This window comes from Pseudoalteromonas galatheae (assembly GCF_005886105.2).
GTDB classification, from domain to species: domain Bacteria; phylum Pseudomonadota; class Gammaproteobacteria; order Enterobacterales; family Alteromonadaceae; genus Pseudoalteromonas; species Pseudoalteromonas galatheae.
Window position 1 is genome coordinate 2,689,315 of the sequence record NZ_PNCO02000001.1, and the last position, 19,852, is coordinate 2,709,166.

Annotated in this window: 18 protein-coding genes; 12 read left to right on the plus strand and 6 right to left on the minus strand. The window is 44.0% G+C overall.

What is annotated here, in order from left to right; genetic code table 11:
- Positions 1-10: 10 nt before the first annotated feature.
- The 6 genes from CWC29_RS11915 (at position 11) to CWC29_RS11940 (ending at position 6,923) form a co-directional block, all read left to right on the plus strand.
- On the plus strand, positions 11-1,366 hold the full coding sequence (locus CWC29_RS11915) for a DUF1501 domain-containing protein (RefSeq protein WP_138524918.1): 1,356 nt from the start codon (positions 11-13) through the stop codon (positions 1,364-1,366).
- 211 nt (positions 1,367-1,577) lie between these two features.
- Positions 1,578-2,999: a DEAD/DEAH box helicase gene (locus CWC29_RS11920; protein WP_138524920.1), complete on the plus strand. Its 1,422-nt coding sequence runs from the start codon at positions 1,578-1,580 to the stop codon at positions 2,997-2,999.
- A 96-nt stretch (positions 3,000-3,095) separates the two neighbouring features.
- Positions 3,096-3,905 carry a fascin domain-containing protein gene (locus CWC29_RS11925; protein WP_128725910.1) on the plus strand — a complete coding sequence of 270 codons (810 nt, stop codon included), beginning with the start codon at positions 3,096-3,098 and terminating at the stop codon, positions 3,903-3,905.
- A gap of 99 nt (positions 3,906-4,004) precedes the next feature.
- Positions 4,005-5,393, plus strand: coding sequence for an ATP-dependent RNA helicase DbpA (dbpA, locus tag CWC29_RS11930; RefSeq protein WP_138524922.1), 1,389 nt, complete (start codon positions 4,005-4,007; stop codon positions 5,391-5,393).
- Positions 5,394-5,726: 333 nt separating this feature from the next.
- Entirely contained in the window at positions 5,727-6,356 is a 630-nt protein-coding gene (locus CWC29_RS11935; RefSeq protein ID WP_128725912.1) for an SDR family oxidoreductase, read from the plus strand.
- Between the two features lie 396 nt (positions 6,357-6,752).
- Positions 6,753-6,923: a hypothetical protein gene (locus tag CWC29_RS11940; protein WP_010370673.1), complete on the plus strand. Its 171-nt coding sequence runs from the start codon at positions 6,753-6,755 to the stop codon at positions 6,921-6,923.
- Between the two features lie 239 nt (positions 6,924-7,162).
- On the opposite strand, the gene CWC29_RS11945 is transcribed toward CWC29_RS11940, so the two are convergent.
- The 4 genes from CWC29_RS11945 to CWC29_RS11960 form a co-directional block, all read right to left on the minus strand.
- Positions 7,163-7,411 (minus strand): DUF3297 family protein, encoded by a 249-nt coding sequence (locus CWC29_RS11945; protein WP_010370670.1) that lies wholly within the window; start codon positions 7,409-7,411, stop codon positions 7,163-7,165.
- 103 nt (positions 7,412-7,514) lie between these two features.
- Positions 7,515-8,501 carry an acrylyl-CoA reductase (NADPH) gene (acuI, locus tag CWC29_RS11950; protein ID WP_167815425.1) on the minus strand — a complete coding sequence of 329 codons (987 nt, stop codon included), beginning with the start codon at positions 8,499-8,501 and terminating at the stop codon, positions 7,515-7,517.
- Between the two features lie 76 nt (positions 8,502-8,577).
- Positions 8,578-9,216, minus strand: coding sequence for an acrylate utilization transcriptional regulator AcuR (acuR, locus tag CWC29_RS11955; RefSeq protein ID WP_128725914.1), 639 nt, complete (start codon positions 9,214-9,216; stop codon positions 8,578-8,580).
- Positions 9,217-9,369: 153 nt separating this feature from the next.
- Positions 9,370-10,263, minus strand: coding sequence for a LysR family transcriptional regulator (locus CWC29_RS11960; RefSeq protein WP_167815426.1), 894 nt, complete (start codon positions 10,261-10,263; stop codon positions 9,370-9,372).
- Between the two features lie 96 nt (positions 10,264-10,359).
- On the opposite strand from CWC29_RS11960, the gene CWC29_RS11965 reads away from it, so the two are divergent.
- A complete protein-coding gene (locus CWC29_RS11965; protein WP_161568672.1) occupies positions 10,360-11,292 on the plus strand; it encodes a peptidyl-alpha-hydroxyglycine alpha-amidating lyase family protein in 933 nt (310 codons plus the stop codon).
- A 276-nt stretch (positions 11,293-11,568) separates the two neighbouring features.
- Here the strand turns inward: CWC29_RS11965 and CWC29_RS11970 are convergent, their stop codons facing one another.
- Positions 11,569-12,666 (minus strand): TRAP transporter substrate-binding protein, encoded by a 1,098-nt coding sequence (locus CWC29_RS11970; protein ID WP_138521869.1) that lies wholly within the window; start codon positions 12,664-12,666, stop codon positions 11,569-11,571.
- Positions 12,667-12,862: 196 nt separating this feature from the next.
- Here CWC29_RS11970 and CWC29_RS11975 point away from each other — a divergent pair, with 196 nt between their 5' ends.
- The 5 genes from CWC29_RS11975 (at position 12,863) to CWC29_RS11995 (ending at position 19,396) form a co-directional block, all read left to right on the plus strand.
- The gene (locus tag CWC29_RS11975) at positions 12,863-14,359 is read left to right on the plus strand and encodes a cytochrome-c peroxidase (RefSeq protein WP_138521871.1); all 1,497 of its coding nucleotides are present in this window, start codon (positions 12,863-12,865) and stop codon (positions 14,357-14,359) included.
- Positions 14,360-14,379: 20 nt separating this feature from the next.
- Positions 14,380-15,852 (plus strand): ATP-binding protein, encoded by a 1,473-nt coding sequence (locus tag CWC29_RS11980; protein ID WP_138521873.1) that lies wholly within the window; start codon positions 14,380-14,382, stop codon positions 15,850-15,852.
- Between the two features lie 12 nt (positions 15,853-15,864).
- On the plus strand, positions 15,865-16,563 hold the full coding sequence (locus CWC29_RS11985) for a response regulator (protein ID WP_128725920.1): 699 nt from the start codon (positions 15,865-15,867) through the stop codon (positions 16,561-16,563).
- Positions 16,564-16,690: 127 nt separating this feature from the next.
- Positions 16,691-17,773 carry an MBL fold metallo-hydrolase gene (locus CWC29_RS11990; RefSeq protein ID WP_138521875.1) on the plus strand — a complete coding sequence of 361 codons (1,083 nt, stop codon included), beginning with the start codon at positions 16,691-16,693 and terminating at the stop codon, positions 17,771-17,773.
- 237 nt (positions 17,774-18,010) lie between these two features.
- The gene (locus tag CWC29_RS11995) at positions 18,011-19,396 is read left to right on the plus strand and encodes a hypothetical protein (RefSeq protein WP_128725922.1); all 1,386 of its coding nucleotides are present in this window, start codon (positions 18,011-18,013) and stop codon (positions 19,394-19,396) included.
- A gap of 100 nt (positions 19,397-19,496) precedes the next feature.
- Here the strand turns inward: CWC29_RS11995 and CWC29_RS12000 are convergent, their stop codons facing one another.
- Positions 19,497-19,745, minus strand: a complete 249-nt coding sequence (locus CWC29_RS12000) for a hypothetical protein (RefSeq protein WP_138521877.1) — start codon at positions 19,743-19,745, stop codon at positions 19,497-19,499.
- Between the last annotated feature and the right edge of the window lie 107 nt (positions 19,746-19,852).

Below are 19,852 nucleotides of genomic sequence, written 5' to 3' on the forward strand. Positions count from 1 at the left end.
ACTAGACAAGATGAAAAGACGTGATTTTTTGAAACTAAGCGGTGCGACCATGATGTCAACGTCCTTGCTTTCGTTGAGTCAAGCCGTTGCGGCAGCAGAGCAAGGTGAAGATTACAAAGCACTTGTTTGCGTATTTTTATACGGCGGAATGGACTGCCATGACACGATTATTCCTCTGGATGACAGTAACTATCAACAGTGGGCAAAACACAGATCCTCACTACTCAGTGCTTACCCTACACCAAGAACACCACAAAATTTGCACGCCCTCAGTACTCCCTCTCGATTTAATCAACGCAAATTTGCCTTACCTCCAGAAATGGCAGGCCTTGCGAAACTCTACGGTCAAGGGCAACTGTCTGTTATTGGCAATGTTGGACCATTACTTGAACCTGTTAATGCCTCGCACCTGGAACAAGTCACGGCAAGCGTGCCTCCCCGACTGTTTTCTCATAATGATCAGCAGTCAACTTGGATGTCTGGTAAAACAGAGGGAGCACAATTTGGTTGGGGAGGGTTAATTAATGATGCACTTATCAATACAGGAAAAACGCAGCAGACGCCTTTTAATGCCATTACCACAGCCGAGGCTGATCTGTGGTTAACCGGCAGTAATACCTTTCCGTACCATGTGAGTGATGGCAAAGCTGGCATAATAGAAATCTTAGAAGAGTTCGACAACAACCAAGCACTCGCTGACTACTTTGCGGGCAAAGAAAGCAGTAGTAGCAATAACATACTTCAGCAAGACCTAGATACGCTTACTCGCAGCGCCATGGCGGCAAATTCGCAATACAATGACGCCATTGCAAATACAAGTTTTACTTTACCACAGTTTCCTACCACACCATTGGCACAACAGCTGAAGAATGTTTGCCAAAGTATTGCAACAAGGCAGCAACTCAACACCAAACGACAAGTGTATATTGTGGGTATGGGTGGATTTGATACTCACTCAGGTCAAGCTCAGAGCTTACCTAAACTGCAATCAGCGCTTGATGGCGCACTTGTGGCGTTTAATACGGCAATTGCCAGCTTGGGGTTAGAGAAGCAAGTAACTTTATTTACTGCATCTGATTTTGGTCGCACCCTTGCAGTCAATGGTGATGGTACCGATCATGGCTGGGGCGCCCATCATTTTATTATGGGTGGTGCAGTCCATGGTGGCACTATTTTTGGTGATATCCCTCCTCCAGAATTAAACCATGCCTTTGATGCTGGTAGCGGAAGGCTCATTCCCACCACAGCTGTTGACCAACTGGCTGCGAGCCTTGGTAGCTGGATGGGGGTAGACGACAATACACTGCTGCAGATTTTCCCAAACCTTAAAAACTTCTCTGGTAAACTCAGTTTATTCAAAGCATAGATTTCTATTCGTAATTAAACACACAAGGATGTGCTGCTATGCTCGAGAACGCTATCACTAATATGAGCGTGAAGATCAGCGTATTTTTAAACCCCATTAATCTATTACACATAGCAGAGGACGACTTAAAAGTAATTTAGGCGGTGGCAAAATTGCGTAACTGGTGTAAATACTGTACTCTTGCCCGCCGCCTACTACAGAGTAACAAATCATGAGCTTTAGCCACCTAGGTTTAGCCCCAGAAATAAATCAAGCCGTTGTCGAACAAGGTTACGACAAACCGACTCCCATTCAAGAGCAAGCCATTCCTGCTATTTTAAAAGGCAGAGACGTGATGGCTGCGGCGCAAACGGGAACGGGCAAAACTGCGGGCTTTACATTACCTTTGTTGCAAAAGCTGATTGCCGGCACTAAGCCTCGTGCGAATAACGTGCGCGCGTTGATTCTAACGCCAACCAGAGAGCTTGCTGATCAAGTATGGCAAAGTGTTGAACTCTACAGCAAACACCTTCCTATCAGCTCTGAAGTCGTTTACGGCGGTGTGAAGATCAACCCGCAAATGATGAAGCTGCGTAAAGGCATTGATGTTTTAGTGGCAACACCGGGGCGATTACTCGACCTTTACCAGCAGAATGCTGTCAAATTTGATGATCTTGAAGTACTGGTATTGGATGAAGCCGATCGTATGCTAGACATGGGCTTTATTCACGATATCAAACGCATCATCAAAGTATTACCAAGCCGCAGACAAAATTTGATGTTCTCGGCAACTTTCTCTGAAGAAATTAGAGCTTTGGCGAAAGGATTAATTCATGATCCAGTAGAGATTTCTGTAGCACCGGCAAATAGCACCGCCAAAAGTGTCACTCAGTGGGTGTATCCAGTAGATAAAAGTAAGCGCACCAACTTACTCAAGCATCTAGTTCAAACGCATGACTGGCAACAAGTGTTGGTATTTACCCGCACCAAACACGGTGCCAACCGCTTGGTTAAGGATCTAGAAAAAGCCAAGATCAATGCCGCAGCAATCCATGGTAATAAAAGCCAAAGCGCTCGCATGAAAGCCCTTGCTGGTTTTAAAAATGGTGAAGTACGTGTGCTTGTTGCCACCGATATTGTGGCAAGGGGCTTGGATATTCAAGAGCTGCCCCATGTCGTGAACTTTGACCTGCCAAATGTTTACGAAGATTATGTTCACCGCATCGGCAGAACTGGCCGCGCTGGTGCAACGGGTGAAGCTATCTCATTTGTTACCCAAGAGACCGCAAGCGATTTATTTGGTATTGAGCGATTAATTCAACAGTTGGTGCCGCGTAAAGTGGAACCTGGGTTTGAACCGCAACTTGCCGTACCTGAGTCAAAACTAGATACGCGCCCAATCAAGCCGAAAAAGCCAAAGAAACCGAAAAAGCCAAAGGCAACAGACGCTGAACAAGCAACTTCCGCTCAGCCGAAAAACAAACCTAAGCAAAATTCAGGTCCTCGCAACAATAAGCCGAGTGGCAACGGTAAACCTGCTGGTAATAACAATGGCAACCGCAGACGTCGCCCATCACAGTCTACCAATAAGCCAAAGAACCAACACGCTGGAGACAAACGTGCACCACGCCAAAAGCAAGCTTCTGGCAATTAAAGGTGTAAGTAGGTGTAATAGCATTTGCGACACCTTCTCCTAAGCTAAAAAAGGCTGTTAATCGTAACAGCCTTTTTTTGTCAAAGGAGCTAGGCTATGAATAAGTTCAAGTTACTACTATTGACTGCATGCAGCAGTACATTTCTAGCGCATGCCGGTACGCAATATTTGACCCAACCTGCAAGCAATATCACCCAAACATCTGCGCAATTAAATGGTTATTCCTCTTCAACTATCGGCCTAAGTGGCGAGATTTTTGATTATGGCACCACCACAAGTTACGGCAGTAGTATCTTTGCGACACCACCTGGAGTAAATGGCCCCGTAAGTGCTCAGATTTCGAACCTAAGCTGTGGGACTGAATACCATTTCCGCTTCCGTGGAGATCCAAAACCACCACGTACCACAATCCAAGGGGAAGATCTCACTTTTACTACGTTGCCTTGTGGCCCCACCAACTACGCTAATGTGTCGTTCGAAACTGGCGGACAATATTACTTTGTGGCTGAAGGTAACGGCGGCAGTACAGTCAATGCAAACCGATTAGCCATAGGTCCTTGGGAGCAATTTACCCTTGTAGATATTAATGGCGGAGACCTTAATAGCGGTGATGAAGTTCATATTCAGACTACATCTGGCTACTACTTTGTTGCCGAACAAGGTGGTGGAGGTGAACTAAATGCCAATAGAACCGCGGCCTCTATCTGGGAAACGTTCACGATTGAACTGCCAAATAGTCCCGGTGCGCTCATCCAAAACGGTGATAAAATAGCGCTCAAATCTGTCAACGGCTACTATGTACAAGCTGTTGGTAATGGTGGCTCGGGCGCAAATGCTGAGCCGACGGTTATTGGCTGTAATGCGACCTACCCTTGCTCATGGGAAATGTTCAAAATCATTTTTTAACGCACTTGTCCGTGGTAAAAAATTTTATCACGGCCTTACACGCGCTATCCGTTGGAGCCATGTTATAATTGCTGTTTTAGAACTACAGAGACAGCGACTTTGACTCAGCCACTTTTTTCAAGCACCCCACTTTCCAGCGCCTTACTTGATAACCTCACTTCGTTGGGTTATCACACCATGACTGACATTCAAGCACAAACCTTACCGCTTATATTGGCGGGTAAAGATGTCATTGGCCAAGGCAAAACGGGCTCAGGTAAAACCGCCGCTTTCTCTTTAGGACTATTACATAATTTAAACGTGAAACGCTTTCGTGTGCAGGCGCTCGTGGTATGTCCTACTCGAGAGCTTGCCGATCAGGTTGCGGTTGAAATTCGCAAGCTTGCCCGTGCAATCCATAACATCAAAGTATTGGCGCTGTGCGGCGGTGCTCCTATGGGGCCGCAAATTGGTTCTCTTGAACACGGCGCGCACATCATTGTGGGTACGCCAGGACGTATTGAAGAGCATCTGCGCAAAGGCCGTTTGTCGCTAGATGAAGTCAATACCTTTGTACTAGACGAAGCAGATCGAATGCTGGAGATGGGTTTTGAAGAGTCATTGCAATGTATCATTGACCACTGCCCTAAAACACGACAAAACCTACTTTTTAGCGCAACTTACCCGCCAAAAATAGAGCAGCTTGCGCAGCATATCATGAAAGATGCAGCCAAAATCACGGTTGAATCAACCCACGATGATAGCTCAATTGAACAGTACTTTTATGAAGTCGACAATAACGACGCGAGACTGCCAGCAGTACAAAAACTGTTAATGCAATTTCAACCTAATTCTGCGGTTATCTTCTGCAACACCAAGGCAGAATGCCAGAACGTATGTGACAGCCTATATAGTCTAGGTTTCGATGCTGCTGCACTTCATGGTGATTTAGAGCAAAAAGATCGTGACCGCACATTGGTTCGCTTTGCGAATAAGAGCGTCACCATTTTATTGGCAACGGATGTCGCCGCTCGGGGTATCGACGTCGATCACGTCGATATGGTGATCAACTACCATATCGCCCATGACCCAGAAGTACATGTTCACCGCGTTGGCAGAACTGGACGTGCAGGCAATAAAGGGGTGGCGTGCTCTTTGATGAGCTATAAGGAATCACATAAAGTAAACGCCCTCGAAGACTATTTAGGCAAAACCATTGAACCCAATACCTTGCCAAGCGATCAAGTATTAAATAACAAAATTAACCGAGCACCGATGGTAACCATTCAAATCGACGGCGGTAAGAAGGCAAAATTAAGACCGGGTGATATCTTAGGTGCACTGACCTCAAATCAAGCGTTAAAAGGTGACCAAATCGGTAAAATCAAAGTCACTGCGATGTCATCGTACGTTGCAGTTGAGCGCAGTGTTGCCAACGTAGCGCTTAAAACAATTTCAGAAGGGAAAATGAAAGGCCGTAACTTTAGAGCTCGAAAAGTAACAAAATAACAGATAGCTTTGCTTTTCCTACGGTGGTCAACTTTTCCCTGACCACCGCAATTTTTAGATTAACTCAGCAATTTCTCGCCTATTTATAACTTATTTCACACTACAGGGGTTTAAATCTGCGCCACGATCCCAAGGTCTTATACCAGTTGTATTAAGTAAATGATCTATCTTGAAGCGGGGAAATAGCTTTAGTAGCAAGGCAAAAATTTTGCTATTTAGTTGTTCTAAATGAGAAATTTTTAACGAAGCTAATATGCTATTTCACCCTTCAAATTGATTGGAGAATTAATTCAATTGGTATTAGTTAAGCAAACACTTTAAAGGAGTTTATCTATGAAGACCTTAATCATTGGTGCCAGTGGTCAAATTGGAAAAATGACGACAAAGAAAATGCTGGAACAAGGCCACGACGTTGTGGCGTTAGTGCGTAATAAAGACAAGTTGGCAGATATTGAATCTGAGCAACTCACTATCACTGAGCAAGATCTTGAGAACGATTTTAGCTCTGCTTTTGACAACGTCGAGCAGGTAATATTTAGCGCAGGCTCTGGTGGGGAAACGGGTGCGGACAAAACCCTACTGATTGATTTATGGGCCGCCACTAAAGCTATTGATTATGCTGTGAAAGCAAACGTTAAACATTTTATTATGGTCAGCTCTATCGGTGCCGACGATCCTGATAACATTGAAAGTGAAATCAAACCGTACTTGGTAGCCAAACACATGGCCGACCAACATCTACAAAGAAGTGTCGTAAACTACACCATCGTTCGGCCAGGTGCGTTACAAAATGAGCCTGCAACTGGGGGATTCTCCACTTCACGCCCTGAAAATAGAAAAGATGCAGTGATAAGTCGAGAGAATGTCGCAGATGCGCTAGCTTATCTTGCCACTCGGCATCCTCAGAATCTAACGTTTGAACTATTTAACGGCGATCAGTCAGTCGAACAATTACTGTCCTAGTAAAGTAACAATGTCTCGGGGTTTAACACCTCGAGGCAAGCCCATGTGCTTTAAGTTGGATAAGTGTTAAAAATATTTACTGCTACACCCACATAAAAAGCTTGCTTTAAAAAAACAATTCTATAGTATTCGCTACTTGCTTTAACTTCCTCTCAAAATAGAGCAAATTCCAAGTAATGCCTCCTTGCCTTGATCCAGTAAGTCCGCATAAAAATACAAGTAGAGCTTAATATAGTCAGGCGAAAATCAAACCAATCAAGAAAATTGGTATAAGCTGTCATACCCATGTCGGGTTGTTGCGAGGACAGCGTCTTCTGTTCGCTAAACTGTAATGAAGCTCATCTACTATCAAAAGCATCAGCTAATTTGCTGTGCATTATAAAAGTGAGTTTTATTATGTCATATACATATAACGGAACAGAGATCCGTGTTGAGCAACCAATTCGCTCGATTTCGGTGAACAAATCTAAAGTGATCTTTGCTGACGGCACAGGCCGTAAGATCACACAATTCGCCAATGGCGGCGAAGCACGTCAATTTCTGAGCTGGTTAACTTCAGCACATTGATTGTGTGGTAATACCAATTTGACTTAATACTTGCTCAATTTGAAGGAGTAAATCTGACGCTAACAGCGTTAAAAATTTCTTATTTAGAACAACTAAATAGCAAAATTTTTGCCTGGTTATCGACAAGATTTTCTCGCCTCAAAATAGACCACTTAATTAAGAAAATTGGTATAATATAATTGATGTAAAAAAATGCCGGACAAAGTCCGGCATTTTTGTATCTTCAATATTTGTTAAGCTTAGCAATAGTAAGCTTCAACAGTCCCTTTTGACTTCAGTAGCAAAGGCTGACCACGACGGTCTAATGCCTTTGGTGATGCTACCTTAATCCAGCCTTCGCTGATGCAGTATTCTTCAACATCAGTGCGCTCTTTTCCGTTGAAACGAATGCCAATGTGGTGTTCTAGCACTTCTTTTGCGTAATGCGGACTACGAGGGTTGATAGAAAGTCTATCTGGCAATGCTGGTTTTTCAGTTGAATCTGTCATTTTGTTTCTTCAATTATTTAAGCATGCTGTATTGTAGGTAATCGCATCGACCTGCTCAATAGCGGTCGACCTAAATTTTGACAAAACCCAGCTTAACCAAACATCAAGCGTTAACATCAACAATAACGCGCCCTCTTACTTTGCCATCAAGCAAGTCCGCTGCGGTGGCAATCACCTCATTCAACGTAATTTCATGGGCAATCATATTGAGTTTATTTAATTCAAGTTCGCTCGCTAATCGCTGCCATGCTTCAACTCTTAACGCTTTGGGGCACATCACACTGTCAATACCTGCCAACGTCACCCCTCGTAAAATAAAAGGCGCCACTGTGGCAGGTAAATCCATACCACCAGCTAACCCACAAGCAGCGACCACGCCACCATATTGTGTGCTAGCACAGGCGTTTGCTAAAACGTGTGAACCAACTACATCTACCACTCCTGCCCAACGCTCTTTTGCAAGCGGCTTACCAGCTCCTTCTAACTCACTGCGATGGATCACATTTTGCGCACCAAGCTGGCTAAGAAATTGAGCTTCTTGCTCTACCCGCCCGCTTAGCGCCGTAACACTGTAGCCAAGCTTTGATAAAATAGCGACGGCAACACTTCCTACGCCCCCAGCTGCACCAGTCACAAGTATCTCGCCTCGTTCAGGTGTCACACCATGGCGTTCAAGCGCCATCACACATAACATCGCGGTATACCCTGCGGTGCCGATAGCCATCGCATCTTTTGCCTCAAATTGAGTCGGCAAAGGAACCAACCAGTCACCGTTCACTCGCGCTTTTTGTGCCAGACCTCCCCAGTGCTTTTCACCTACTCCCCAACCATTAAGGATCACAAATTGTCCAGGCTGATAATCGGGATGCGATGAAGTAGACACTTTCCCCACAAAATCGATACCAGGAACCATAGGAAAGTGCCTAACTACGGGAGACTTGCCAGTAATAGCTAACGCATCTTTGTAGTTTAGCGTTGAGTACAACACGTCTATATCAACGTCTCCTGGCATGAGTTCTGATCCAGTTACCTCATTCAGTGTTGCGACGTAATTACCATCTTGTTTATCAATGACTATTGCTTTATACATATCATCTCCATTAATTAGACCAATCGTCTATTAAATTACAAAAAAGCGGGGCATACCCTGCTCAGATGTAGCTTGGTTAATCCGGCATTTGAATCGAGCGAATAAAAAACGTTGAAAAACGCTGAAGTGGTACACCACTTTGTTCAAGCTTGGCTCTCATAACTGCGCCTTCCCAACCATTCCAAAACGTGTAGGCCAGTTCATCACAATGGTGCTCAGTTGAAATATGACCAAGCTGCTTGGCGTGCTCAAAGCATTGAGCGACCAAGATTTGCCACTCATTCAGAACGTCACCTAGTTTGTCTCTAAAAGATTCTGGTAGCTGAGCAATTTCTTGACTTAAATTGCCAACTAAACAGCCTCGTGTGTAATTATATTTAGCCATCGACCGTTCAGCTTGCTCCATAAATAGTGCAAGTCTGGCTAACGGCTCAAGACCCTCAGCGGATAATGCTTTAGTGAGCTTTGCACTTAGAAACGATGAGTAATGTTCAATCAGTACTAAACCATATGCCTCTTTGCTCGCAAAGTAATGATAAAAAGACCCTTTTGGTACATTTACCGTTCGCAAAATGGCATCAATCCCAGTAGCAGCAAAACCTTTTTCGGTGAGAATTTCCATACCTGTTCGGATCAATGCCGCCCTAGTTTCACTAAAACCAGCTTGCTCTTTTTTTGGCCGGCCACGACGCCGTTTTATACTACTTTCATTCATAAATTAAATATTAGACCGGTCGTCTAATAAAGTAAATAGCCATCGTTACTTAAATTAAAATGCCACCACTCATTCCAATTGGCAGGTACGGGATCCCAGAGTTCAAGAAAGAGCCGGTAACGTTTGTATACCCCTAGACGGAGTTGAGACGTATCAAGATGCAAAGTCTGCACGCTTAATAAAATGAATAAATGCACTGACCTTTTGAGAGTCATACGATTTACCATGATAGATCGCATGTACCACTTGTTCTCCCCAATCATATTCTGGGAATAAAACTTGAAGTTCGCCACTGTTTATCTCGCTGCGTACTTGATACTCAAATAGCCGACTTACCCCGCCACCTTGGACACAAAGCGATTTTAGTGCCGCATAACTGTTGCTAGAAAACGCAGTGGCAGTTTTTACACTGAGACGGCAAGAGCCATCACTATAAGCCCAGTCATTAAGGGTTTTACGATGAGTAAAGTTTAAACATCGATGCTGTGTCAGGCATGATGGCTCATTTGTCATCCCATTCGACGCCAAGTACTCAGGGCTTGCGACAATTACTCTCTTACAGCTTGTGATCCGCTGGCTGGTCAGTGATGAATCTTCCAAAGAGTCACTGCTTCTGAGCGCAATATCTATCTCCTGCGAGGGCAAATTGAGCTGCTCATTGGTAAGGTTGAGTGATAAACTAAGATCTGGATATTGACGTTGAAAATCAATTAGCATTGACTCAGAAAGTAACTCGCCAATCGCAGGTGTTGCGGTAATAGTCAATCTTCCCTGTATGCGCTCACTTGCCTTCATGTCATCAAGCATATTTTTTAAAGCATGCAATTGTTCAACGGCTTTGGAATACATCATTTTCCCATCGGCACTAAGCTCGATCGCACGCGTCGTACGGTTTAACAAGCGTTTGCCCACACAATGTTCAAGCTTGGCAATTGCTTTACTTACTGCGGGGCTCTGTACACCTAATATTTCCGATGCTTTAACGAAGCTCCTCTGCTCCACTACAACACAAAACACCCTAAGTAAATACACTAAGTCTTTATCCATTATTTCCTCAGTGGAAGTTAATACATTCCATTAGCGCTATTTTAAGGAACTTATCTGGTAGTGATAATGGCATTACCAACCTCGGAGATCAAATTGATGAATACAAAATACTACTCAAAGTTCTTGCAATATTTTTTCTTAATGATGTTTATTGCGATCACTCAAAACAGCCTAGCAGCACAAGGAGGTAAGCAACAGCAAGATGCTAAACATGTCGACCTAACCTTACCGAAAGATTGGTATTTAGGTGAAGTAACTGGATTAGAATTTTTACCAAACGGCGATCTTGTCGTGTTTAACAGAGGGCTACACCCACTGCTAATTTTTAGTGCAACTGGTCAGTTTAAACGTGAAATTGGCTTAGGGTTATTTGCCGTTCCTCATGGTTTATTTGTTGATAGCCAGGGGAGTATTTGGACAACAGACCAACAAACACACCAAGTGCTGAAGCTTAACCCTGAAGGTAACATTGAATTAATTTTAGGGCGCAAAGATTTTAAAGGTCTAGGTTGGTTTGAAAACGGCTATCAAGTCAACTTGTTTACTTCCCCCAGTGATGTTGCACTTGATAGTAAAGGTAATATCTATGTTGCTGACGGGGGAAATTTTCGTATCGTCAAATTCGATCAATATGGGAAACTAGTGAAAGCATGGGGTGAAAAAGGAGAGCTTCCGGGGCAGTTCAACTTCCCCCATTCGTTATATATTGATGCTGATGATACGCTTTATGTCACTGACAGACAAAATGCAAGAATTCAGCTTTTTGATACTGAGGGTGAATTCTTAAAGCAATGGAAAGACATTGGTTTTCCCTATGAGATAGAGCGCCTTAATGCTAACTCTCTCGTTATTTCTGACGCCCGAAGCGGCGAAATTAACAAGATTGATTTTAATGGCCAAGTAACAGAGAGGCTCGGAAAGTGGGGCAAGCGTGAATCTGAATTTGGCTTTCCTCACGGCCTTGCTGTCAATCACAAAGGGGAAATTTATGTCGGTGAGCTACTTAACTGGCGAGTGCAAAAGTTTTAACGGTATTATAAGTTTCTAACCAATCAACGGCTCCTATTATTACTGCAATTGTAATAAGTAAACGAGTTATACCAGCTGTATTAAGTAAATGATCTATCTTGAAGCGGGGAAATAGCTTTAGTAGCACCGCTCTCGCGTCCTGCTACCGCTAAGGTACCTATATCCATATAGGCAAGGCAAAAATTTTGCTATTTAGTTGTTCTAAGTGAGAAATTTTTAACGAAGCTAATATGCTATTTCACCCTTCAAATTGATTGGAAATTAATTTTATTAGTACTAATATGCCTTTCTCTCTGTCGAATCCAACAGCTGTTGAAACGCGCGGGTGCTACCCAATAGCTCGCGTTTAACTTCATTCCATTGGGCGTTGTGGTGTCCAAATCTTAGCTGCCATTGGCGCACTTCATCTTGGCTTGGCTGGTACAGCTTTGCACCCAACGCCATCAACGCTCGTTCACAACGCTGCTGAAGTTGCTCAATTTGCGACACATGAATGTGAAATGTCTGCTGTGCCGCTTCCTCTATTTCTCCTTTTATACGTAAGGGCAACGTATTTAGCCACTGTTGGTTCGCAACTGTCACCCAAGCATCAGGAACACTCTCTAGAAGAGATACATGACCAATTTGGTTTTTGAGCTGATCGGGGCCGGCAAACAGCCCAACGACACTGGGGTCAATCACATCTATATGCTTTGTGCGAGCCATTTTTGCAACGTTGGCCCATGGAACATCAACAACACTTGCTGGAGTCATACTATAAAAATGACTTAACACCCTAGATGCCGGTACTCTCAACACCGCTTCTTTTAGCTTATCAGGTAAATTAATTAACCGATTGAAGTGCTTGATACTCGATAACGTTCGTGCTCCAGCAATATGATGCATTAATATCGTGAGTTTCCCTTGGCGGTTGATAGGATCAACAACTAATGAATGCCAATGTGGAGAGCGTATCAAGTTTAGAAATGCTTGATTGCTGCCCGCCCAAAATGGAATGTTTAAAATATCTAGCATGGGCAGCGCACGAGACAAATTTGATACTGATATAAGTATGCCTTCCACCTGACCACGCATTACCGCAGCCATTAACTCTCGACCTGTGCCTAACTTACCGCTATGGTGAATATCCACATATACCCTTCCTCTAGTCATACGCTCAACGTTTTGCTTAAACTCGTTGTGCATATGTGGAATAAATTCAGACAAATTAGTCGGGTACGGAGAAGCCAACCTTAATACATATAGTGCATTTTGGCGTTTGGCGAGCTCCTCCTCTGAGGGCTGCACCGTAGCAAACGCCTGTTGATATGGTAACGAAAGGCTCGCGCATACCGCTAAAGAAGCTTGAATAAATCGACGCCGACTTCTAGACACAAGGAGTACAACCAAACTAACCACCAATTACTAAAAGATAGTTGAGCCTTGTACTATTTCAATCGGGTCAACAGATCCTAGCCTTTGGTATAAGAGTTTTGTCTACTTTCTAAGCATAAAGTTTTTGCTTTCCACATTCTCTGCACTTTTGCCTGTCATTTTTAAAACTCGAATCACAATAAGGTTTGGAATAACGATGAACAACGCGAACTTTCTACGTGCAATGGCACTTGTTACCGCGGTGGCAAGTTTACCAATAGCAGCACAACATAGACCTCTACCACCTCCGCCTCCGAGTCAACCGCAACCAAGCTCGGTATTAGATGATGAGCTCTCGCAAATTATTACTGCTCACGGTATTACTGGCAGAGTCGCAGGTGCACAGCAACTGCCGAAGATCTCAGATCCCATCGCTCAGCTCGGCATGCAGTTATTCTTTAGCAAAGCCCTTGGAGGAGAAAAGTCAGTCGCCTGTGCCAGCTGTCACGACCCGAGACTCGGTGGCGCCGATGGGCTTTCCTTGCCAATTGGTACCAATGCAGTCGAAAGTGATGTGATAGGCCCAGGCCGCCAAGCTGTGAATGATGACATCAATATCCCGCGAAACTCTCCCACCATTTTTAATACAGGGTTTGAGAATAGCGCTTTATTTTGGGACGGCCGTGTTCAACGAGTGACCACCACTGACGATCAAGGTAATGAGAGCAGCTTTATCAGCACACCTGATTCAGGTTTTAATCAACCAGATCCAAACGCTGCAGATTCACTAGTTGCAACCCTGTCCCGTTTTCCTGTCACCTCTCGTGAAGAAATGCGTGGTGAAGCTTTCGAAAGTGCCGAAACCAATGAGCAAGTTCGCTCGCATCTCGCACAACGTATTGGCGATTACGGCGATGAAGCCGGAAGCTTGGCCACCAATGATTGGCTCCAAGCCTTTAGAGAAGCATTCAACTCACAAGCAGACGCGCAAACCTTAATTACTTTTGATAGCATTGCCTTCGCACTCGGCCAGTATCAAGCGTCATTTGTGATGGTGGATACTGATTGGCATCGTTATGCCCGAGGTGAGCGTGGCGCACTCAGCGACAAACAAAAACGTGGTGCTAAACTCTTTTTTACTCCCGTTGCTGAAGGCGGTGCAGGGTGTGCGGGGTGCCACAGCGGTGAGCGGTTCACTAACAATGGCTTCTTTAACCTCGCCTTTCCACAGTATGGTATTGGTACGCAAGATAATAAGGCCGACATCGGGCGTGCTGCAATTGACCCTTCGCCTCAAAACCAATTCGCGTTCAGAGTCCCAAGCCTAATAAACATTGTACTGACTGCGCCATATGGCCATGCAGGTGGCTACGAAACATTAGAGCAGGTGGTTAATCATTACTCAAATCCTGAGCAAACCGTCGAGCAATTTTTTCAACGTGGTGGTGCATGTGGGTTAAAGCAGTTTGCCTTGACCGCTCAGTGTGACACACTAAACCTACAAGCGAGAGAAAATAGTGAAGCGGCGTTAGCGTTACTGCGCCAGTCACCTTTTGTTGCTGCTAATTTAGCACCACAACAAAAGCAAGATCTGGTCGCGTTTTTACATGCCTTGACAGACAAGTGTGCAAAAGACCAGCAGTGCGTAAAAAGATGGGTACCGAACCGTCGCACACCAGACCCTGATAATTTACGCTTGCGTGCTCAACGTTAACGGGTGGAATAACAACAACTATGAAAATGACCATTCGCGTCAAACTATTGCTGATAATATTAATAGCCAACACCGCATTGGTGCTGGCTATCTATATCGCCAATAAATTAGCGTTTGAAAAAAGCTTTACGACCTATCTTGAAAATACTTCCCGGGCTCAACTAAAAGAGGTCGTAACGCAAGTTGCCGAGACGTATGCACGCCATGATTCTTTGAACTGGGTATATCGAGGTTCAGAAGATTGGAACAGCATAGTGCGTAGCTTCTATGGTCTTTCTGAAGATGAGCACCCGCGAGATAGACCACATTCTCGTCCACCACCAAAGCATCGTGAAAGAGGCGAAAGAGGGCCACGAAGACATGACGGCCCTCCACCTCGTTTGGACAATAAAAAGCGCCTGCTGATCAAAGACGCACAAGGCAATATTATTATGGGCACACCGAAAAGTAAGCAGACTTCGCTGTGGTTCCCAGTCTATCAAAGCGACCACTTGGCGCAGCCTAAACGCGAACAGATTATCGCCTACTTAGGCGTCGAGCAAAGTGGCTTGGTACGCAATGACTTCGACCAACTGTTTGCGGAGCAGCAACGCAAACAGTTCATCATCATTGCGCTCGTCGCCTTATTAATTACGTTAGTGATTGCCGTGCCATTTAGTAAATATATGGTCAATCCAATTGTTTTGTTGCGCCGCAATGCAAAAACACTGACACAAGGAAATTACGATGCTCGCGTCGATATTGCGAGTAAAGATGAACTTGGCTTACTCGCCAGAGATATGAACCGCTTGGCAGACACATTAGCGCAAAACCAAATAGCTAGACAGCAATGGATAGCAGATATTTCGCACGAGCTACGCACGCCAATTGCCGTGATCCGCGCGGAACTTGAGGGAATGATTGATGGCATAATAGCAAGCGATCCCGAACAACTTATGTCGCTTAACGAAGAGATCCAACGATTGACTCGACTGGTGGACGATTTACACCAACTGTCGCTGTCAGACCGTGGCGCGCTCACTTATAACATGGATAAAGAAAACCTCTACGACCTGCTCTCACGCACGTTTGCGAAAAGTAGTCACCAAATTGAAAAGCACCATCTTGCTTATTCATTGCAATGCGATGAGCATATTACCTTAGAATGTGACGAGCAGCGCCTTGGACAGCTATTCGACAACTTGCTGCAAAATACCTTGCGCTACACAGATTCCTCAGCTGAGCAACCGGGAAGCCTTGATGTAAAAGTCATACAGCAACAAGATAAAACGATAATTTACTGGCAGGACAGCGCCCCTTCAGTACCACCAGAACAGCTAGATAAACTATTTGACAGGCTCTATCGAGTAGAGGAAGCACGGAGTAGAAAAACGGGCGGCTCAGGCCTTGGTTTAGCCATATGCCAGAGTATTGTTGCTGCCCACAACGGAAAAATCACTGCAGACTTGAGCGAACTGGGTGGTCTCGCTATTATTATTGAACTGAAAAAATAATGAGTTTCCACTGTGCCAAACAAACATATTTTAATCGTCGAAGATGAACCAAAACTTGCCGATATTTTAAGTAAGTATTTGGCTCAAGCCGAGTATACCAGCCATTGTGTTCACGATGGCGCATTGGCTGAAGAAGCTTTTAAACAACAGCAACCCGCCCTTATCTTGCTTGATCTCATGCTACCTAATCTTGACGGTATCGAAATTTGCAAACGGATCAGAGCTTACTCAAACGTGCCTATTGTCATGATCACCGCCAAAATAGAAGAAATTGATCGCCTACTTGGTCTAGAAGTTGGTGCTGACGATTACGTGTGCAAACCCTATAGTCCAAAAGAAGTCGTCGCCAGAGTAAAAGCCATTTTAAGGCGCGTGGCACTAAACGAACGCGGCACAGTGTCAGAAACAGAGAGCAAACTTAAACTGGATGAAGAGAGCTTGTTTGTCTCTTTCCTCGACGCTAAAGCGACGCTCACTTATGTCGAGTTTATGCTGTTAAAGGCTATGTACGGTCATCCATGTCGAATTTATAGTCGCGACTTATTGATGGATCACATTTATGACGATAGCCACATTGTTAGCGACAGGACCATAGATAGCCATATCAAAAATATTCGTAAGAAACTACAAAGCATCGCACCTAAATACGACTTTATCCACTCCATTTACGGAGCAGGATATAAGTTTGAGGCGCAGGAACGTAATTCCTAGTCCTTAGCCTGTAATGTAAGTTGGATTACGCGCTAATCCAACTCCCGCTAAGTAGCTCACCGCTATCCCCTATTTCCTTTTATTGGTAAACTCAAAAAATAGCTAATAATTATAAAAAGGAATAGACATGAAAAGGCTTGCTTTAGCAGTCTTAATCCCATTAACAGGTTGCAGTAATAGTAATGTTGTAGAGCGAATACAATCTGAGTCTTCCGTGGTAAAACATAGCTCTGTAGAAGGGTATGAAGATAGATATTCCAACATCTACAATAAGTTTAAAGATTACCCCGTGACTTGCGACGAAAACTGTTATCCAGCCACCCAACAAATTCAATGTCAGTCCGAAATGCAAGATTGCACCTACGTTTGCAACCCCCCCACTCTCTCGCTCAATACCGGCTTTGCTATCCAATGGCTTGGGCATGCGAGTTTTAAAGTGAATACCAAAGATGGACAACAGTTTTTGTTTGACCCCGTCACGGCTCAATTTGACTGGCCTGTAAACTGGGCATTTCGCCTCTCAGAAGGGTTTAATCGCAATCAACCTGCACAGCTCAGTCAAACAGAGTTACAGCAAACCAATGCCGTAATGTACTCCCACATTCATTACGATCATTTTAACAAGAGCGATATCGAAGCGATTGGTACTGGACCAAATTACCTCACACCACTTGGATTTGCAGAACACTTTCCTAAAAATGGATACAAGGTTTCTGAAATGGAGTGGTATTCAAGCAAACAACTTGGTGAAGTAACCGCACACTTTGTGCCTGCAAATCACTTTAGCAGCCGTATTTGGGTGCCGTTTTTATACGAAGATCATGGCGCCGCACTGTGGGGTGGCTGGATATTAGAACACCAAGGTAAGACTCTATTTTTTGCAGGGGACACAGGATACTCACCGCATTTTAAAGACATTCAAGAAAAGTACGGTGATATTGATGTGTGCCTACTTCCTATTGCCTCATACTACAGCGAAGAAGATCCTAATTGGTATCGTAAAGTACACACCACACCAGAAGATGCACTAACTGCCGCAAAAGAGCTCGGCTGTAAGGTCATGGTGCCGTGGGGCTATGGTAATGCTAGTTGGAAAATGGGAGATAAAACTTCACATTCAGCGCTTTTCCGCCTATTGCATATGCAACAAGTGCTAAAAGCCCAAACGCCACTGTATATTTTAAATGAAGGCGATTCAGTGCACCTATAACCTCATGCTAGCGCACCAAGTCTCAAATTGATTTGTTGCGTTATCAAGCTTCTTGTTTTCTGGCTTTTCTCAGCGATAGTTAATTATGCGTTTTACTGGCTAAAAAGTGATATAGATGACAACAAGAAACAATTAATAAAAACAGATACAACAAGTAGTTATAAAGCTTATTCCGGTTTTGTTCAGGTTATTGTGTTATAATTACAAAGTGTTATTTTAAGGAGGCACCATACCCGAGTGAGCAGAGCCAAACTAAGTCAAGACGAGAGCTTATCTTTTAAAATCAACTATCAACTCCTTCCCAAAGAGACAAACCAACTCGATCTGTATTTTTCAATCCCAACCGATATGGGGATTAATACCAACACGTTGAACGAAGTAGACTACTTTAATGCCAATATAAAAAGCCACAGTGCATATTACTCGGAGCAGCTCCACCTCCCCTTGGTACGTAGTCGCTTTATCAGCCAAAGCAAAGGTCAAAAAACCGATTACCGCGTTAATCTAAACCTATTTTGCTACCAGATCCGCATTGCGCTAGATGCCGATGTAAAACAGACGCTGAAGCTAAAAGAAGCCGATGAGTTTTATCCAGCTGCGCAATTATTAGTGGAAGAAACCGAGCGCCTATTGAAAAAGCTAAGACGTTACACGCCACCAGATAATAAGCTCAAACCTTACTACCAAAACGCAGATAATTACCTTAGCTGGCATACTGAGCAAGCGTTTTTGAAACTTCTCTCCAGCGGGCCTAAGTCAAGCGACTTCAGTGATGAACGAAGCTGTATTGTTAGCTTCTGCCAACAAGAAAGCCAATACCGTGAAGAGCAGAGCTATAATTCACAAGTGACGTTGGACGACCCAAACCGCATTACCAATAAAATGAAATTGCTCGAAAGGCTCATTGAATACGGCGTTGTTTTTAACAAACAAACTATAGACTTAAGTACCAATCTAAAGCGTTTAGTTCGCGGTGTGGTTACTGGCATTATCATGGCCTTTGTGATGTTTATTGTGCTCAACGCCCGTTCTAACTTTCAAGAAGTTACCGTCGCTCTTATCGCTTTACTTGGGGTCATTTATGGTCTTAGAGAAACTTTCAAAGAAGACTTAACCCAGTGGGCATGGCGTCATATTCAACGCGGCCGACCAAAGTGGCGCAACAAGTTTAAAAACTCAGTGACGGACGCCATCGTTTGTACACAAACGATATGGCTGGAACATATTCGTAAAAAAGATCTACCAGAAGACGTTGATAAGCTGCTGAAAAAGCGCCGACAGCAAAATAAACAAGCTGCGCATCTACTGCATTTTTGCTGTAAAAACCAAGTACATATCGATGAGTTTTTACCCGGTTACGAAGAAGTACAGCAACGTATCACCTTTAACATGAGTTCGTTTGTACGCTATCTAAAAAAAGGCGCAGGAAAGCTTTATAGTCTTGAAGGGAAAAAGGTCTCGAAAAAGTCAGTTGAACGCCGCTATCAAATCAACTTGGTAATGCGGTTTAAATCTTCTCAGGGAATACAGTTAGAGAGGTATAAACTTACCATGAACCGCTCTGAAATCGTCGCCATAGAGCTTATGGCAAGCGACTCCGTCTATATTGAAAACGACGCTTAAGCACAGGCGCATTTTCGTATAACCGCCGATAAAACGGATTGGAAGCAGGTTTATTCCGCACTCCAATCCTAAATCCTATGATGCGGCTACTCAAGAGATATTAATGCGCTTTCTTTGGTCCGTAACGAACCATGTCTTTGCCGTTTTCATACACCTTTTGAGATACCCAACGACCCAACAACAATTGGTGTTTATCATCCAAAATCGCAATAAATGGTCTGCCATCACTGTTGTTCGTTGCTAGTGCCACACCGGCCACGTTTTGTAATCCTAAGCCACCGTTATCAACTAGCAACAAAAAAGCTTCCAGCTCGTCCAAGGTTTCAATGATATCTTTATCGTTGATCATCTCTTCAATCTCACTTTCTCAGTATGCCGCGTAGAATACCAGTTATGTCGAAATGATTGAACCCTACATCAAATGCTGCTTTATCGGTGTGACTCATACTAAAATCC

What these genes read in the sequence shown, in the direction of transcription:
- CWC29_RS11940 (WP_010370673.1), top strand. Translation starts at nt 6,753, where the DNA reads ATGTCATATACATATAACGGAACAGAGATCCGTGTTGAGCAACCAATT.
- CWC29_RS11965 (WP_161568672.1), top strand. Translation starts at nt 10,360, where the DNA reads ATGAATACAAAATACTACTCAAAGTTCTTGCAATATTTTTTCTTAATG.
- acuI (WP_167815425.1), bottom strand. Translation starts at nt 8,501, where the DNA reads ATGTATAAAGCAATAGTCATTGATAAACAAGATGGTAATTACGTCGCA.
- CWC29_RS11935 (WP_128725912.1), top strand. Translation starts at nt 5,727, where the DNA reads ATGAAGACCTTAATCATTGGTGCCAGTGGTCAAATTGGAAAAATGACG.
- CWC29_RS11915 (WP_138524918.1), top strand. Translation starts at nt 11, where the DNA reads ATGAAAAGACGTGATTTTTTGAAACTAAGCGGTGCGACCATGATGTCA.
- CWC29_RS12000 (WP_138521877.1), bottom strand. Translation starts at nt 19,745, where the DNA reads ATGATCAACGATAAAGATATCATTGAAACCTTGGACGAGCTGGAAGCT.
- CWC29_RS11945 (WP_010370670.1), bottom strand. Translation starts at nt 7,411, where the DNA reads ATGACAGATTCAACTGAAAAACCAGCATTGCCAGATAGACTTTCTATC.
- CWC29_RS11980 (WP_138521873.1), top strand. Translation starts at nt 14,380, where the DNA reads ATGAAAATGACCATTCGCGTCAAACTATTGCTGATAATATTAATAGCC.
- CWC29_RS11925 (WP_128725910.1), top strand. Translation starts at nt 3,096, where the DNA reads ATGAATAAGTTCAAGTTACTACTATTGACTGCATGCAGCAGTACATTT.
- CWC29_RS11960 (WP_167815426.1), bottom strand. Translation starts at nt 10,263, where the DNA reads ATGGATAAAGACTTAGTGTATTTACTTAGGGTGTTTTGTGTTGTAGTG.
- acuR (WP_128725914.1), bottom strand. Translation starts at nt 9,216, where the DNA reads ATGAATGAAAGTAGTATAAAACGGCGTCGTGGCCGGCCAAAAAAAGAG.
- CWC29_RS11990 (WP_138521875.1), top strand. Translation starts at nt 16,691, where the DNA reads ATGAAAAGGCTTGCTTTAGCAGTCTTAATCCCATTAACAGGTTGCAGT.
- CWC29_RS11975 (WP_138521871.1), top strand. Translation starts at nt 12,863, where the DNA reads ATGAACAACGCGAACTTTCTACGTGCAATGGCACTTGTTACCGCGGTG.
- CWC29_RS11920 (WP_138524920.1), top strand. Translation starts at nt 1,578, where the DNA reads ATGAGCTTTAGCCACCTAGGTTTAGCCCCAGAAATAAATCAAGCCGTT.